Source organism: Burkholderia sp. Ac-20349, from assembly GCF_017104865.1.
Classification (GTDB): Bacteria; Pseudomonadota; Gammaproteobacteria; order Burkholderiales; family Burkholderiaceae; genus Burkholderia; species Burkholderia aenigmatica.
In genome coordinates this window covers 15,186-30,474 of the sequence record NZ_JAAGPM010000096.1, presented here as the reverse complement: position 1 = coordinate 30,474, position 15,289 = coordinate 15,186, and the positions used below count along the sequence as shown (strand labels likewise).

The following is a 15,289-nucleotide window of genomic DNA, read 5'->3' as shown; positions in this document are numbered from 1 at the left end:
GTGTCGACCTCACCGCAAAGAAGACCATCAACATCACGAGTACGGCCGACAGCATCCACCTGCACGCGGCAGACGAAATCGTGCTGCACGCAGGAAGTACGGAGGTTCGCATCAGCGATCAAGGTTACGTGGTGCGGACGGCCGGCGAGCACACGGTCTATGCAGGCAGTCATCAGACAGACGCTGCGCAAGTGCGGCCGATGCGCCAGCCGGTCACTCCCGAGCATCCGGGGCAATACGCCGCGCACTTTGTGCTGCTGGAACACGACAGCGGGTTCGCGCTACCGAACCAGCCGTACCGCGTCACGCTCGACAACGGCCGCGTGATCAATGGCGTGAGCAACGAGCTGGGCGAAACGGACGTAGTAACGAACCACGACGTCGCGTTCGGCACGGTGGAGCTGCTGGCGGCGAGCGATCCGGACAAGGTGATTGCGGTAAGCCGGGCGGCCGTCGTGCGCGACAACACGACGCCTTACACCGCCCAGGCGCCCAACGCCGACAAGCGCACCACGACGATCAATGGCAAGAAGGTCAGCACCCCGGAGCAGGGGGCTACGTCCGAGCGTCAGCCAGCCGTTTTCGCGACCTGCGATCCGCTCAACTTCGGGCTGCGCTTCCATCACTTCATCGACGGGGCGAAACAAGGCGATATGCCCCCGGGCATGCCGGTGCGCCGCGATGTCGAGTATCCGGTGACGAAGGCCTATACGGCGGCGATCAAGAAGGCACTCAATGGGATTGAGTGGGACAAGTTCAATACGTTGAGTGGGAAAATACCAAGAACGCTAAAAAACAATATCAAACTCGCTATTGGCGATATATTGAATACCGCCCTCTGCACGGGACCTTTCGGGTTACCGCGAGCGGGCACCGGTGATTTTTCAACCTCAGACGGTACACTTCCCGGAATCGACATTGTCAACGCAGATGAAGGTTCATATAAATACAACATGCGCTCGGATGTTAGTGCATCATTTATCGCCAAGTACTGGACAATAGCTATCCAAGAGAGAGAAATCACGAAGATCATTACATCATCTAATAACGCAACCACCTTGAATTGCACTCTGAAGTCATTTGCCGACCTTCTTTATCATGAGGCACGCCATTGCCAACAAACATTCTGGATGATGGCGTTATTTAGACAATACCCGGCCGATTATGCAATGTTTGCACATGCAACAAAAGTGTACAAGAGCAACACGCTTAAAGATGTTTTCGACGCAGCCAAAAATGCCGCCATCCCAGACGACGCGCCAGCGACTATTGGATTGCATCGCATGTTGATATTTCACTATTACTGGATGATTTCCTACATGCAAAATCAGATGGGCGGAGCCTATGTGAAGCCCGACGTACTGATCGCACAGACCGAAGTCTGCAAGCTGTTAAGGGTGACGCGAGAAACCGCGGCCAAGATGGTAAGTTTCGAAGAGGGATACCGGAGCCAGTTACATGAAGAAGATGCGTATGCGTGTGCGGAAGTGGTGCAGGATTATTGGAACAAGCTTGATCGTACTTTCGTGCGTAACCCCGGTACATGCACAGGAGCCTACAGTGAATCACTTCGAGCCATTAGCTGAGGGATTTAGTATGCCCGCAACCGCAGACGAACAGCGAGCCGCAGTACGGAGCATCCTTAAAACTTCGATGACGATCCTGCGTGACGATCAGCCATTCGACCCAAGAAACACGACCATTGGGCAGCTATTTTCGACGTGGACTCAGAAATCGGCCTATGGCGCTCTTTACCATTACGCCAATCGTTGGTTGGCCGATACTACAATTGAATTTTTAACACGAACAGACCCGGAAGATTACAACGACGACCGTTCGAAGGTGAAAATTGTTCCGGCCAAGGTAAGAATTGTCCTCGACGCGACGGTTGCCAATCTACCTGACACGGAAATCAAATCGCTTCTCCAACTAGAGGACTATTGGGTTGACGGGGATGGTAAACGTGAATACAGGAATGAAATAATGGGGCGCACCCCCGACGCCCCCAATTTACAATCCTTTCGCTACCGCTCAAAAGATATTCCTGGCAGTAAATTCCCGATCGATGTCGATCTTGGTTACATAAATCCGCTAGATGGATCATCTCCGCAGCAATTATGGATAGTCGAAATACGCCGCACATACAAAATCTTGACACCAGAGGAACGCGAGCAGCGCCGCTTGGAGGAGCAACAGGCCAAGCGCTACAAATACGAGTTGATGAATCTGTGTACGGGCATGCTGTGCCCAGAAACTGGGATATGGCAGGGATACACCAAGACTTCCAATTCGGATATTCATCTGATCTGGAAGGGGCAAAAATTTCCCGATGTCCGCAAGCTCACCCCTCGGGAGCAAGAGGAACGAAACCAGTACACGAATCTGTTTGAGCCAGGTCGTTGGATGTGGTTTGAGGAATATCAGAAACGGTCATGAAAAGCATCCGATTGAGTTCGTACCTTCGAGATCAATCCGGTAGAACGCTAAAACCCGACGAGCGAGTCGCAATGAAACCGTCTTGGACGGAAAACTGAAGGTATTCACGGACACGCTTTATCACGAAGCGCGACATTGTCAGCAGGCATTCGGGATGATGGCCTTGCTCCAGCAACACCCGAGCGACTATCCAATATTCTCGCACCCAATACAAGAATATAAGGCTAACCCTCCATATTATATTTTTTAGGTCACAAATAAGGTGAAAATTCTGGATGATGCACGGGTTGCCACGGGACTGCATCGCATGTTGGTTTTTCACTATTACTGGATGATTTATTACATGCAAAACCAGACAGGCGGAGCCTATGTGAAGCCCGATTTCCCAATTGCACAGGCCGAAGCCAGTGTCGCCAGAAACGGCGGCCAAGATGGTGATTTTCGAAGAGGGATACCGGAGCCAGTTACATGAAGAAGATGCCTATGCATGTGCGGAAGTGGTGCAAGCTTATTGGGACCGTCCTGATCGTGCTTTCGTGCGCAATCCCGGCACATGCACAGGAGGATACGATGCTTCACTTAAAACCATTGGGGGAGGGTTTTGAAATGCAGACGACCGACGAAGAGCAGCGCGTCGTGCTGCGGACCATCCTTAAAACAGCAATGGCGATCCTGCGTGATGATGCGTCGTACGACCCCGAATATGTTGTCTTCGGAACAAACTACACAACATGGACGCACCCTCCCGCAAAAGGGTTTCTTTATAAATACGCAAATCGTGCGCTGCGCGGAACAGAGATTGAACTCTCCACCGGTGACGATCCGGAAGACTACAGCGATGATCGCGATAAGGTGAAAATTGTTCCGGCTGGGGTAAGGATTGTCCTCGACGTAAGGGTTGCCAATCTGCCTGACACGGAAATCAAATCGCTTCTCCAGCTAGAGGACTATTGGATTGATCATCGAGGGAATCGCAGATACGGGAATGAAATAAGGGCGCGCCCCCCCGACGCTCCTAATTTGCAGTCCTTTCGCTACCGTTCGAAAGATATTCCGGGCAGTAAATTTCCGATCGATGTCGATCTTGGTTACATAAATCCGCCAGATGGATCATCTCCGCAGCAATTATGGATAGTCGAAATACGCCGCACATACAAAATCTTGACACCAGAGGAACGCGAGCAGCGCCGCTTGGAGGAGCAACAGGCCAAGCGCTACAAATACGAGTTGATGAATCTGTGTACGGGCATGCTGTGCCCAGAAACTGGGATATGGCAGGGATACACCAAGACTTCCAATTCGGATATTCATCTGATCTGGAAGGGGCAAAAATTTCCCGATGTCCGCAAGCTCACCCCTCGGGAGCAAGAGGAACGAAACCAGTACACGAATCTGTTTGAGCCAGGTCGTTGGATGTGGTTTGAGGAATATCAGAAACGGTCATGAGAAGCATCCGATTGAGTTCGTACCTTCGAGATCAATCCGGTAGAACGCTAAAGCCCGACGGGCGAGTTGCACTGGCACGAAGAAGTGCTCAAGCTATTGAAATCTCGCCCCCCTGCCTTTTCGGACCTGGAGCGCACCGGGCAAATCTGCTCGCCAGGCGACGGACAAAGCAGACCAACTAAACGCGGCCGCCGATATCGGGCGGCCGCGTTCGCCTTCAGCCCGGCCTCAACCGAGCCCCGTCGCCTCAGTGCGACCGCCCCGTATCCGTCCCCGGTGCGAACTCGATACCCCGCAGCACTTCCGCAAACTTCGCAGTCCGCAGCACGGCGAACTGCTCGTGCGCGGCCGTCGTTGCGCTCGTGTTTTTCAGCACGTCACGCACCGCAACCAGACGGTTCGGATCCGCCCCGACATCGCCGTTGCCGCTGACCGTCGACGTAATCGCCCAGATCGTCACCGTGCCGTCGCGTTCGACGCGGCCGGTCAGGTTGCGCAGGCCAGCCGTCGCCGGTGCCCACGGCAGGCCCGTCGCCGAATTGTTGCCCGCCGGGTAGCCGGCAACCGAATACGGCTGACCGAGGTTCAGCCCGTTCTGCAGCGTATAAGCGAGCTTCCACTGCTTCGCGCCCGCGTCGTAGACCCACTTCTGCAGGCCCGCCGTCGTCTGCGCAGCCGCGTGCGTGTACAGGTCCGCGCCGCCCGTGTAGCCGTCGCCTTCGTCCGCGACATACAGCGTGTTCGCGTCGGCGAACCAGATCCCGAACGGATAGGAGAGCGTCGTCGCGGTCTTGTTCGGCGTGGTCGGGAAGCCGGCCAGCACGCACATGTTGTTCGGCAGGCCCGTCGTCTGCAGCGTGGCCGCGTTGTACGCGAGCGGCGCCGTCGGCAGCACGGCCTTCGGCGACGGCACGCCGACGCCCGACGGGCACGCGGTGCCGGTCGTATCGACGAAGTACACGGTGTTCACGCCGTTGCCGCCGCTGCCCTTCGTGTAGTACACGACGTTGTCGTGCACCGCGATGCCGCGGAAGTTGTCGTCCTTGCCGATCTTGTCGGCCTTCGCGCCGAGTTCGGTGACCGAGAAGCTCGCGAGCGGCGTCGGCACGCCCGGATCCTGCTGCGCTTCGTGATGCTTCGCGCCGTCGACAAGCTGCGCGCCCGCGCCGAGAATCACGTTGTCCGGTTGCGGGTTCGAGCCGTTGCCGGCGTTGCCCGACGTGTAGTACATCTCGCGGCCGTCGCGATTGTTCAGGATCGCCGCGCGGCCGTTGTTGCCGCTGTACGCGTTCGTCTCGGTGAAGCGGAAATGCCCGTGGCGATCGACGCGCGCGATCGCGCGATAGACGTTTTGCCCGTCCGGGTTCGTCGTATCGACCGCGAGCGGCGTGTTCGAGTTCGACACGTCGATCGCGTTGACCGGCGCGACGTAGCCCATGAACGTCAGATAGCTGCCGTCGAGGGACAGGTGCAGGCCGAGTTCCGACTTCGAGCTGAAGCTCGTCACCATCTGGTCGTGCGCGAAGCCTTTGTGCAGGCTGTTCGGCACTTCGAGCGTGCTGACGACACCGCCGGCCGGCGTGATCTGGTCGAGGAAGATGCGCGACGTGATGCCGAAGCTGCCGTCGTAGCGGTCGTTGTTCCACACGTACGGATAGGCGCCGTCGTTCGGCGCGCCGGCAGCCGCGCCGCAACCGCCGGTCGTCTTCGCGCAGTTCGGCGGCAGGATCACGCCGGGCTGGACGTTGCTCGACACGTTGTCGTACACGCTGCGGCTGAGCACCAGGAAGCCCGGCACGAACCCCGGCGCAAAACGGCTGTCGCCGCCGTCGTCATGCGGGGCAGCCTGCGCGCCGATGCTCGCGGCGATCAGCGTGAGTGCGAAGACAGGAACGGTACGATCGCGCAGCGCGCGGCGGCGCTTCGCGGACAAGGCGAAATTCGGCATGGACAAGGCTCCGTACGACATCGAGTGAGGACGTTGTTGGTGGACAGACTGACGACGTGAAGCCTCGCCACCTTAGCCATGCTTGATGAAGAATTGATTGCACGCGATCTCGCGGAAACCCGTGCGCAACCACGGGCTACCGAGTGCGGCGCCTTGTTATTTATCCGTAATGCGAAAGAAATGAATCAGACAGCCATTCAGGCGGATTACCCCGCATGCGGCTGCGTGAGCTTGCCGTCGCCATACTCGCGCAACACTTTCGAAATCACCACGCGATAGCCGTCCAGCCAGCGCGCCTGCTTCGTCTTCGCTTCGAGATGCGCCGGGTGCTGCATCAGTTGCTGCAGCGCCGCCTCCGACTCCCAGTAGTAGACGTTCTGGATCAGCCCCGATTCGGCGTTCTCCCACGTCTCCTCGCCGAGATAGCCGGGCGTCGCGCGCGCCATGTCCGCGATCTGCCGGTCGAGCCGGTGGAATTCGTCGTCGTATTGCCCGGCTCGGAAAATGAAGGTCGACGCGTACATGCCCGCTCCATCGAAAGCGATTGAAAGATCGCCGATTGTAAGGCACGTGTGGCGTGCCGCGATCGTTACGCGGCGAGCGGATCGGCGTCGGGCCGGTCGGCGAGCCACGCGTCGATGCGCAACGCGTCTTCACGCCTGCCGGCCGCAGGCGTCGGCATCGCGACCAGTGCCTGCCGCGCACGTTCAAGCGCCTGCGCGAAGCCGCGCAGCTCGCGTGTCGCGGGGCGGTCGTCGGCATGTCGCCGCGCGAGTGCCGCTTCGATGTTCATACCGATCAACCCGAGTTGCGCGTCGATGAACGCGATGCAGCGTGTGCGGCAATGCTCGGATACCGGTGCGACGGCCAGCAGGACAGGCACGATCGACACGGTCAGGTAACCGCCGGGCGCCAGCCGCGACACGGCGTGCTGCACGTGCTGCCCACCGCCGATCCACGACGCGAACACCGCATCGCGCCACATCGCGCGCTCGAACACGAGCGCTTCCCGATACGCGTCGAGCGCTGTCCGATCTGCGACCTGTCCGGCCGTCACCAGCGGAATCGGGAACGACGATTCGACCGACGCGTGCGCGCTTGCCGTTTCGACGATGCAGTTCGCGCCAAGCCATCCCGCATCGTCGCGCCGCGCGGCCAGCACTCGGGACTGCAAGCGATCCGGCAGCATCGGATCGAGCGGCACCGCGCTGCAGATCGACGGCTTGTCCGCATGCACGCTGCAGCGGCCATCGTCGGCCAGCGCCGCGCACCGGCCAAGCGACGGATAGTCGTAGCCCTGCAGCGTCAGCGCGATCCATTCGGCGCCCGCGCCGCCGGTGCGATGAAACAACCGCTCCGCCAGCGCATCGGAAGCCTCGACGTCTTCTGCATCGAGCACGTGCTCGCGGCCGCCCGCACGCCAGCGCTCGCCGATCCGCCGCTTCGGTACGCGACGGATCGTCAGCGCGCCGACGAAGCGATGCCGATGGCGGAACAGTTCGCGCAACGACAGCGTCGGCGCGCTGTTGCAGCAGCGTCCGCATGCGTTGCACGCGAGCAGGTAGCTGTCTACCACGGCCGCCGCACCGAATCCTGGTAGCGCGTGAGGATGAAGCGCGCGACATCGTCCGAATGGTAGGCCGCGACGAGCTGCGTCACCCACGGCTTCGCGCGATCGGCATCGCGCACCGTCAGCACGTTCGCATACGGCGAGCGCGCATCCTCGATGCTGATGCTGTCGCGCGCGGGTTGCAGCCCGGCGCGCGCGGCATCGTCGCTGTCGATCGCGACGAACGCGGCCGTGTCGAGCGCCGCATAAAGGCGATCGCGGCGCAGTGCGACGAGCTTCAGCCCGAGCCGGTTGCCGGTCACATCGCGCAACGTCGCGTGCAGGCCCGCCTGCTCGCGCAGCGTCACCAGCGTGTCGTTCTGCAGCAGCACGAGCGCGCGCGCCATCCCGCGCGGATCGGCCGGAATCGCGACCGTCGCGCCGGGCTGCAGTTCGTTCAGGGTCTTCAGCTTGCGCGAATAGAGCGCCATCGGCAACGTGACGGTCGGCGCGATGTCGGCCAGTGCATAGCGTTTCTGCGCGCGTGTCGCGGCAAGCTGTTGCGCATCCTCGAAGCTGGCCGCGTCGATCCGGCCGTCGGCCAGCGCCGCGTCGATGCGCGACGCATCGTCGAATTCGACGACGTCGACACCCAACCCTCGCGACGCGGCGACCCGCTTCACTTGGTCCAGGATCTGCGCATGCACGCCGCGTGTCACGCCAACGCGCACGGCCGGAGCGACTGATTCGGCTGCAATCGTCGAGCCCGAATGCACGACCCCGCACGCAACGATGAGCCACGCCCCCACGCAATGCCAGACGCGCGTCATGTTGCATCCCTCAGAATCGTGCGGAACCCGATATGCGACGCGCCGAGATCGGCTTCCTGCTGTTCGCGCGACGACGCACGATAGCGCACGCAGTAGTCGCGCGAGCACAGGAACGAGCCGCCCTTGATGACCATCGGCGTATCGTGCCGGCGCGTCGGCGGCGCGACGGCCGCCGTGTCGCCGTTCGTATGCGACTGGTGCGGGCCCGTGTACGCGTCCTTCGTCCATTCCCATGCGTTGCCGATCATGTCGTAGAGCCGGAACCCGTTCGCCGCGTAGCAGCCGACCGGCGCGAGCCCCGCGTGACCGTCCTCGGCCGTATCGAGCACCGGGAACACGCCCTGCCAGTAGTTCGCGGCCGGCTTGCCCTGCGCGTCGCGCGGCGCGGCATCGAGCGACGCATCGTCGCGGCCGGCCTTGCCCGCGTATTCCCATTCGGCCTCGGTCGGCAGGTCGCGGCCGAGCCAGTGCGCATACGCGAGCGCATCGCGCTGCGTGACGAGCGTGACCGGCAGGTTGCCGATCCCGTCGATGCCGCTGCCCGGCCCGCGAGGATGGCGCCACGACGCGCCCTTCACCCACGACCACCACGCTAGGTCGCGCGCGTTCATCTCGTCACGCGTCGGCACATGGAACACCGCTGCCCCACCCTGCTGCTCGGCCTCGGTCACGTAGCCGGTCGCCTGCACGAAAGCGGCGAACTGCGCGATCGTCACGTCGGTCTGGTCGATCCAGAACCCGCCGACACGCGTGCGGCCGTCGCCGGCCGGGCGCTCGTCCGCGTAGCCGCGTGTGCTGCCGAACACGAACGCACCACCGCGCAGGTGCACCATCCCGGCCTTCGCGTCGTCGCGCCACCCGGCCGGCAGTCCCGAATAGCGCGCGCACTGCCGCTCCGAGCCGAGCGGCGCGAGCGCGCGACCATGATTCGCGTCGTCGAACGCATCGCCCGCCGGTGCGACGGGATTCGCATAGCCGGCCGCGAACGCGGCGGCGAACAGCGTGGCGGCCAGCGCCGCGCCGATCGTCCAGAACCGGAACCGCATCGTGTCGTCTCCGCGATCAGTAGTAGCCGCGCGGACGCAGCGGCTCGACACCGCCGACGTTGCTCATGTAGGCCTTCCACTGGTCGACGAGCGTGCTGATCACCGACGGGTTCTGCGCGGACACGTCGGTCGTCTCGCCGCGATCCGACGCGAGGTCGTACAGCTGCCAGTGACCGTCGGGCGGCCCGAGCGGCGGCTCGGTCCACAACGCCTTCCAGCGGCCATCGGCGCTGCGCAGGTACGCGCGGCCGTACGCTTCGTCGCCGAACGGCGTCGTATGCACCTCGCCCGTCGCGGAACCCGTGAGCACCGGCAGCAGCGACTGGCCCGTCACCGGATACACGTAGCGGTTGTTGTAGATCACCTTGCCCTTGTTCTGGTCGACACCCGTCAGCGTGTTGACGAGCGGCGGCGCCGGCTGCGACGGCGGCGTGACGCCCGCGACCGCGAGGAAGGTCGCCGTGTTGTCGGTCACGTGCGTGAACGCGCGCAGCGTCGGCAACGACTGCGTCTGGCCCGGCAGGTGCACGATCGTCGGCGTCGACACGCCGCCTTCGGCTGAATAGCCCTTCGTGAGCCGGAACGGCGACGCGCTCACCTCGGCCCAGCGCAGCCCGTACTGCAGGCGCTGCGCGTTCTGCTTGCCGTTGTCGGTGCCGAGCGTCGAGTAGATCGGCGCCTGTCCGTTCGCGGTATCGGTCGCCGTCGGGTCGGCGCCACCGTCGATCGGCCAGCCTTCCGCGCCGTTGTCCGACTGGAACATGATGAACGTGTTGTCGTATTCGCCGATGTCCTTCAGGTGCTGGATCAGGAGGCCGATGTTGTAGTCGAGGTTCTCGACCATCCCCGCATAGATCTCCATGTAGCGCGCCTGCGCACGGCGCTCGGCCGGCGACAGGCTCGACCACAGCTTGTCGACCTTGCCGGGGCCGTAGTCGCTGTAGCCGTCCGCGGCCGAATGCACCGCGCTGATGTACTTCGCGCCGGCCGTGCCGTTGTTCGCGGTCGCGGGCGACGCAGCCGTCGTTTCCGGCAGGCCGTCGAACGGCTTGAAGTCGGCGGGGATCAGGCCGAGCGCCTTCTGCCGCGCGATCCGCGCGTTGCGGATCGCGTCGTAGCCGGCGTCGTACACGCCCGCGTACTTGTGCAGCCACGGATCGGGCACCTGCAGCGGCCAGTGCGGCGACGTATACGCCGCATACGCGAAGAACGGCTTGCCGTCGCGCTGGTTCGAGTCGATGTACGAGATCAGCTTCTGCGTATAGAAATCGGTCGAATAGAACACGGCCGGGCTGCCGCCCGCACCGCCCGGCTGTCCGGGCTGGCCAGGCTGCACGTAGCGGCCGTCTTCGGTGTAGTTCGACGAGCCGGCCGGCTCGTGCGCGAAGTGGTTGGTCGCCGCGCCGCCGAGCAGCACGTAGCTGCGCTCGAAACCCCACTGGTCGGGTGTCTGCCCGCTGCCCGTCGCGCTGCCGACGATTCCCGAGCCGATGTGCCACTTGCCCGCGATGTACGTGTGGTAGCCGGCGTCCTTCAGTAGTTGTGCGAACGACAGTGCGCGATCGTTCAGGTAGCCCTCGTAGCCGGGCAGCCCGCGCCGTTCGTCGGTCGGCACGCCCATCGTGCCTTCGCCGACGAGATGGTGGTCGGTGCCGGACACCAGCATCGCACGCGTGATCGCGCAGACGGTGCCCGTGTGATGATTCGACAGGATGCGGCCCGACGCGACGAGCGCGTCGAGGTTCGGCGTGTTGATCTCGCCGCCGAATGCATGGATGTCGGAATAGCCGAGATCGTCGGCCATGATGTACAGGATGTTCGGGCGTTTCTGAGCCAGCGGCGGCGTGGTGCTGGCCGGTGACGACGGCGGATCGCTGTCGACGCCGCCGCACGATGCGAGCGACAGCGCACCGGCAATCGCGGCGCAGACGACACGGAAACGAAAAGCATGCAACGGCGAAGCGGACTTTTTCATTGCTCTGGAACGCTCGATCTACAGGATCGGCGATCTTAGCGTCGCGCGCGCGGCGCCCAAAGTCGGATTCGTCACATGCTAACGGGGTAGCGGAATATGCGCGCAAGCCGCATGCGCGCCATCAGCGCACGCGTATGCACGCGCCCGGATTGGGTGTCGAAGCCGGCCGCTGCCGGGCCTCGCGTCTACCGTGCCGAATGCTTCAACTGCTGCGTCAACTACGCCCGCCGAGACTGCCGCCGCCATCCACGGCCAGCACCTGCCCCGTGACGAAGCCGGCTTCGTCCGCCAGGAAGAACGCGATCGCGGCCGCCACGTCGTCGGACGTGCCGAGCCGGCGCGCGGGAATCGTCGCGAGCACCTTGCGCTCGGCTTCGCTGCCGACGGGCCGCGTCTGCCGGAACAGCTCCGTCTCGATCGGCCCCGGCGCCACCGCGTTGACGGTCACGCCATGCTCGGCCAGTTCGAGCGCCCACGTGCGCGTGCAGCCGACGAGCGCACTCTTCGCGGCGGAATAGGCGGTGCGATCGAGACTGCCGAAGATCGCGCGGCTGCAAACGTTGACGATGCGTCCGTAGCCGCGCGCCTTCATCGCATCCGCAAAGTGCTGCGTGACCTGGATCGCGGCCCGCACGTTGAGATCGAACACCGCCTGCAGCGACTGGAAGTCGATCTGTCCGAGCGGTTGCGGCAACGCGATGCCGGCGTTGTTCACGATGCCGTCGACTTGATGCTGCTCGCCGATGCGCGCAAGGGTTGCCGCGGTCTGCTCAATGTCGGCGAGATCGCACGCGAGCAATTCGCCGGGAAAATCGATGTCCTGCGTGTGACGCGCGAGGCCGATGACGCGATGGCCGCGCCGTGCAAGCAATGCGCTGACCGCAAAGCCGATGCCGCGCGATGCGCCGGTGACGAGATACGTGCGAGATGACATGAGTGCTCCCGAAGTCCGTTCACATGAATGGCGTGGAAACGCGTTTCCGGGGCGGAAGCCCGGAACCTGCGCTTTCGTTGGACGATTCTACGTGCGTAACGGGAATGACGTCGTGTCGCTACGGGTGCGGCTGTAGTGACGCGGTATGTTCGCTCCGCGTCCGCATCGCCAGTCGTTTCCAACACCGGTCGACGTGTCGTATAGCCAGCGCATCACCAAAACCGGCGGCACGGGTTCGGCGGCGCTGACGCGCTCCGGCGAATCGCGGCTCGCCGGCGGTGAGGATCGGCCGCTCACGACGCTGCGGCAGAGCGTCGATTCGAGCGATGCCTGTAACGCGACACGGGTGCTGCACGTCAATGGCCAGCACGCGGAGTATTCGGTGAACTGCAATTCACTCCGGGCGTCGAATTGAATCGGCTCGGCTCGGCTCGGCTCGGCTCGGCTCGGCTCGGCTCGGCTCGAGCGCGTCACGGGCGCGTCACGGCACTTGCCAGGCACGCGCCCGCCGCGTGACGCATCCGGCATCGGCGCAAGCGTCGGCGATCAGCCCACCCGCCCCGCCGCCACCTGCATCGCGCGCCGCGACGCGACCCGCAACCCGAGCACGCCGCCGGCCAGCAACGCGACCGCGACCAGCAGCAGCGCGAGGTTGTACGAATGCGTGACGTCCTTGATCCGCCCCATCACCGGCGGCAGCGCGAGCCCCGCGATGTTCGCGACCGCGTTGATCAGCGCGATCGACGCGGCGGCCGTGAGACCCGACACGTATTCGGTCGTCACGGCCCAGAACACGGGCGTCGCGGCCCAGTTGAAGCCGACCGCGAGCACGAGCAGCGCATACGCGACGGGCAGCGTCGGCGTATAGATCGCCGCGATCAGCAACGCGCCGGCCAGCAGCATCGGCACGCCGAGATGCAGCGCGCGTTCGCCGCCGAGATCCGAACGCCGGCCGTTCACGTACATCGCGACGCACGCGAACAGGAACGGCAGCGCGGACAGGCTGCCGACCGCGAAACTCGATTGCCCCGACAGGCTCTTCACGAGCAGCGGCAGGAACAGCGTGAGGCCGATCGTGCCGAACGCCTGCAGCAGCCAGAACGCGGCGAGCGCCCACACCTTGCCGTCGCCGAACGCACGCCGCAGCGCGACGCCGTGCGACAGGTGCTCGCGCGGCGCGGTGTCACGCAGCGTCGCTTCGAGCCACGCGCGTTCGTCGGCCGGCAGCCAGCGCGCATGGGCGGGCGTGTCCGGCAGGCGGCGCAGCACGACGAATCCGAGCAGCAGCGCGGGCACGCCTTCGAGCAGGAACAGCCAGCGCCAGCCCTCGATGCCGAGCACGCCGTTCAGGTTCAGCAGCGCGCCGGACAGCGGCAGCCCGATCACCGACGCGAGCGTCGCGCCGATATAGAAGAACGACATCGCGCGTGCACGATCGCTCGGCGGATACCACGCGGACAGGTAGTAGATGATGCCCGGCGTGAACCCCGCTTCCGCCGCGCCGAGCAGCAGGCGCATCGCATAGAGTTGCCCCGGCGTATGGACGGTGCTCATCGCGGCCGCGACGATGCCCCACGTGATCATGATCCGCGCGATCCAGCGGCGTGCGCCGACGCGCGCGAGGAACAGGTTGCTCGGCACCTCGAACAGGATGTAGGTCACGTAGAACAGCCCCGCGCCCAGCCCGTACATCCCGGCGCTCAACCCGAGGTCGGCGTTCATCTGCAGCGCCGCGACCGAGATGTTCGAGCGGTCGATATACGCGACGAGATACAGCAGCATCAGGAACGGAATCAGGCGCAGGTTCAGGCGCCGCATCGTCGCGGCGTGCAACTGCGGGGCGGCAGCGGTCATCGGTGTGTCTCCTGGTTCGTCTCGCCCGTCTCGCGGGACGGTACGGTCGCCGCGCGCACGGCGGCGGCGTCGCGCCGCGTGAAGCGCGGCGTCATCCAGGCCAGTCTAGAAGCCGTGCGAATTTCGCGTCAATTACCGGGACGTCGTCTCGATATGTGAGATGCGTGTGGCAAGTTGCGTCCCGCGTGCGTTCAGTAGCGCATCACGAGAAACAGCCCGGCGGCCGCGAGCGCCATGCCCGGCCATGCGAGCGCGCCGATCGTCTCGCCGAGCGCCACCAGCGCGATCAGCGCGGTCGCAGGCGGAATCAGGAAGAACAGCGCCGACACGCGCGACGCCTCACCGTGGCGCACCATCGCGAGCAGCAGCGAGATCGCGATCAGCGAGTTGCAGATGACGAGGTACGCGAGCGAACCGGCGAGCCCGGCGGTCCATTGCACGTGCATCGGTTCGAGCGCGAACGCGAGCGGTGCCGTGACCGCGAGGCCGACCGCGTACTGCACGAGGTTCGCGGTGACCGGATGGACGTCGGTGCCGAAGCGTTTTTCCCACAGCGTGCCGCCGGTGATGCACGCGAGCGCGAACAGCGCGAACGCGAGCGCCCACGGCGACGCGACGTCGACCGACGAACGCGCGAGGATCACCAGCACCGCGCCCGCGGCGCCGAGTGCGAGGCCGATCCAGCGCAACACGCCAACGCGCTCGCCGGCAATCATCGGCGCGAGCAATCCGACGAGAATCGGCTGTTGCGACGTGACGAGCGCGACGGCGCCGGCCGACATGCCGAGCTTGAGGCTCAGGTACGTGAACGCGAAATAACCGGCCTGCAGCAACAGGCCGACCACGACGAGATCGCGCCAGGCACGCCCCGTGCGCGGCAACGCGGGGCGCAGCCACAGGAACGGGCCGGCGAGCAGCGCGACGACGCATGCGTAGCGCAGTGCGAGGAACGTGAGCGGATCGGCATAGCGCAAGCCGAGCTTCAGGAACACGAAGCCGCTTGCCCACAGGAGCAGGAACAGCGCGGGCGCGATGCGCAACCAGCCCGGTTGCCGTGCAGCCTTCGGGGTATCGATCGTCGTCATGCGCGCTCGCATGGTGTCGTCGCAGGGATGTCTGGCCCGCTCGTGCCGGGGCCGCGTGCATGCACGCGCATCAGCGGCGGGCCGGATGACAGGCGCGGCTCGGCAAGGTCACTGCCGTGCCGATGACGATGACAACCTGCGGTTCCCGCTTCATGACGGCGTGCCCCCGGATATTCGGCTGCGACG

The 15,289-nt window shown here is 63.9% G+C and carries 14 protein-coding genes; 5 read left to right on the top strand and 9 right to left on the bottom strand.

Translation table 11 applies throughout. The features are described 5' to 3' along the window. From G3N61_RS26550 to G3N61_RS26535, 4 genes are all read left to right on the top strand, one after another. On the top strand, positions 1-1,586 hold a 1,586-nt coding region (locus G3N61_RS26550), incomplete at its 5' end, for a DUF2345 domain-containing protein (protein WP_205823972.1). Next, a complete protein-coding gene (locus tag G3N61_RS26545) occupies positions 1,561-2,436 on the top strand; it encodes a hypothetical protein (protein WP_346778587.1) in 876 nt (291 codons plus the stop codon). The genes G3N61_RS26550 and G3N61_RS26545, both read left to right, overlap by 26 nt. Positions 2,437-2,698: 262 nt before the next feature. Beyond that, the gene (locus G3N61_RS39720) at positions 2,699-2,908 is read left to right on the top strand and encodes a hypothetical protein (RefSeq protein WP_241017916.1); all 210 of its coding nucleotides are present in this window, start codon (positions 2,699-2,701) and stop codon (positions 2,906-2,908) included. After that, positions 2,905-3,882 carry a hypothetical protein gene (locus G3N61_RS26535; RefSeq protein WP_241017915.1) on the top strand — a complete coding sequence of 326 codons (978 nt, stop codon included), beginning with the start codon at positions 2,905-2,907 and terminating at the stop codon, positions 3,880-3,882. The genes G3N61_RS39720 and G3N61_RS26535 overlap by 4 nt, the downstream gene beginning before the upstream one ends. Positions 3,883-4,129: 247 nt before the next feature. Here G3N61_RS26535 and G3N61_RS26530 read toward each other — a convergent pair whose 3' ends face one another. The 7 genes from G3N61_RS26530 to G3N61_RS26500 all read right to left on the bottom strand — a co-directional run bounded on the left by G3N61_RS26530 (position 4,130) and on the right by G3N61_RS26500 (position 12,164). Further along, positions 4,130-5,830, bottom strand: a complete 1,701-nt coding sequence (locus G3N61_RS26530) for a hypothetical protein (RefSeq protein ID WP_089453666.1) — start codon at positions 5,828-5,830, stop codon at positions 4,130-4,132. A gap of 206 nt (positions 5,831-6,036) precedes the next feature. After that, a complete protein-coding gene (locus tag G3N61_RS26525; protein ID WP_089453667.1) occupies positions 6,037-6,354 on the bottom strand; it encodes an antibiotic biosynthesis monooxygenase in 318 nt (105 codons plus the stop codon). A gap of 65 nt (positions 6,355-6,419) precedes the next feature. Continuing rightward, complete coding sequence (locus G3N61_RS26520; protein ID WP_205823971.1) at positions 6,420-7,406, bottom strand: YkgJ family cysteine cluster protein; 987 nt, start codon at positions 7,404-7,406, stop codon at positions 6,420-6,422. Continuing rightward, entirely contained in the window at positions 7,400-8,209 is an 810-nt protein-coding gene (locus G3N61_RS26515; RefSeq protein ID WP_089453669.1) for a MetQ/NlpA family lipoprotein, read from the bottom strand. Before G3N61_RS26515 ends, G3N61_RS26520 begins: the two co-directional genes overlap by 7 nt. After that, positions 8,206-9,255, bottom strand: coding sequence for a formylglycine-generating enzyme family protein (locus tag G3N61_RS26510; protein WP_205823970.1), 1,050 nt, complete (start codon positions 9,253-9,255; stop codon positions 8,206-8,208). Before G3N61_RS26510 ends, G3N61_RS26515 begins: the two co-directional genes overlap by 4 nt. Before the next feature lie 16 nt (positions 9,256-9,271). Next, a complete protein-coding gene (locus G3N61_RS26505) occupies positions 9,272-11,230 on the bottom strand; it encodes an arylsulfatase (RefSeq protein ID WP_205823969.1) in 1,959 nt (652 codons plus the stop codon). A 214-nt stretch (positions 11,231-11,444) separates the two neighbouring features. After that, positions 11,445-12,164: an SDR family oxidoreductase gene (locus G3N61_RS26500; RefSeq protein ID WP_205823968.1), complete on the bottom strand. Its 720-nt coding sequence runs from the start codon at positions 12,162-12,164 to the stop codon at positions 11,445-11,447. Between the two features lie 145 nt (positions 12,165-12,309). Here G3N61_RS26500 and G3N61_RS26495 point away from each other — a divergent pair, with 145 nt between their 5' ends. Continuing rightward, on the top strand, positions 12,310-12,579 hold the full coding sequence (locus G3N61_RS26495) for a hypothetical protein (protein ID WP_205823967.1): 270 nt from the start codon (positions 12,310-12,312) through the stop codon (positions 12,577-12,579). Positions 12,580-12,710: 131 nt separating this feature from the next. On the opposite strand, the gene G3N61_RS26490 is transcribed toward G3N61_RS26495, so the two are convergent. Beyond that, positions 12,711-14,018 carry an MFS transporter gene (locus G3N61_RS26490; protein ID WP_205823966.1) on the bottom strand — a complete coding sequence of 436 codons (1,308 nt, stop codon included), beginning with the start codon at positions 14,016-14,018 and terminating at the stop codon, positions 12,711-12,713. Between the two features lie 191 nt (positions 14,019-14,209). Then, positions 14,210-15,103: a DMT family transporter gene (locus G3N61_RS26485; protein ID WP_205823965.1), complete on the bottom strand. Its 894-nt coding sequence runs from the start codon at positions 15,101-15,103 to the stop codon at positions 14,210-14,212. Between the last annotated feature and the right edge of the window lie 186 nt (positions 15,104-15,289).

What these genes read in the sequence shown, in the direction of transcription:
- G3N61_RS26535 (WP_241017915.1), top strand. Translation starts at nt 2,905, where the DNA reads ATGAAGAAGATGCCTATGCATGTGCGGAAGTGGTGCAAGCTTATTGGG.
- G3N61_RS26530 (WP_089453666.1), bottom strand. Translation starts at nt 5,830, where the DNA reads ATGCCGAATTTCGCCTTGTCCGCGAAGCGCCGCCGCGCGCTGCGCGAT.
- G3N61_RS26525 (WP_089453667.1), bottom strand. Translation starts at nt 6,354, where the DNA reads ATGTACGCGTCGACCTTCATTTTCCGAGCCGGGCAATACGACGACGAA.
- G3N61_RS26515 (WP_089453669.1), bottom strand. Translation starts at nt 8,209, where the DNA reads ATGACGCGCGTCTGGCATTGCGTGGGGGCGTGGCTCATCGTTGCGTGC.
- G3N61_RS26510 (WP_205823970.1), bottom strand. Translation starts at nt 9,255, where the DNA reads ATGCGGTTCCGGTTCTGGACGATCGGCGCGGCGCTGGCCGCCACGCTG.
- G3N61_RS26505 (WP_205823969.1), bottom strand. Translation starts at nt 11,230, where the DNA reads ATGAAAAAGTCCGCTTCGCCGTTGCATGCTTTTCGTTTCCGTGTCGTC.
- G3N61_RS26500 (WP_205823968.1), bottom strand. Translation starts at nt 12,164, where the DNA reads ATGTCATCTCGCACGTATCTCGTCACCGGCGCATCGCGCGGCATCGGC.
- G3N61_RS26495 (WP_205823967.1), top strand. Translation starts at nt 12,310, where the DNA reads ATGTTCGCTCCGCGTCCGCATCGCCAGTCGTTTCCAACACCGGTCGAC.
- G3N61_RS26490 (WP_205823966.1), bottom strand. Translation starts at nt 14,018, where the DNA reads ATGACCGCTGCCGCCCCGCAGTTGCACGCCGCGACGATGCGGCGCCTG.
- G3N61_RS26485 (WP_205823965.1), bottom strand. Translation starts at nt 15,103, where the DNA reads ATGACGACGATCGATACCCCGAAGGCTGCACGGCAACCGGGCTGGTTG.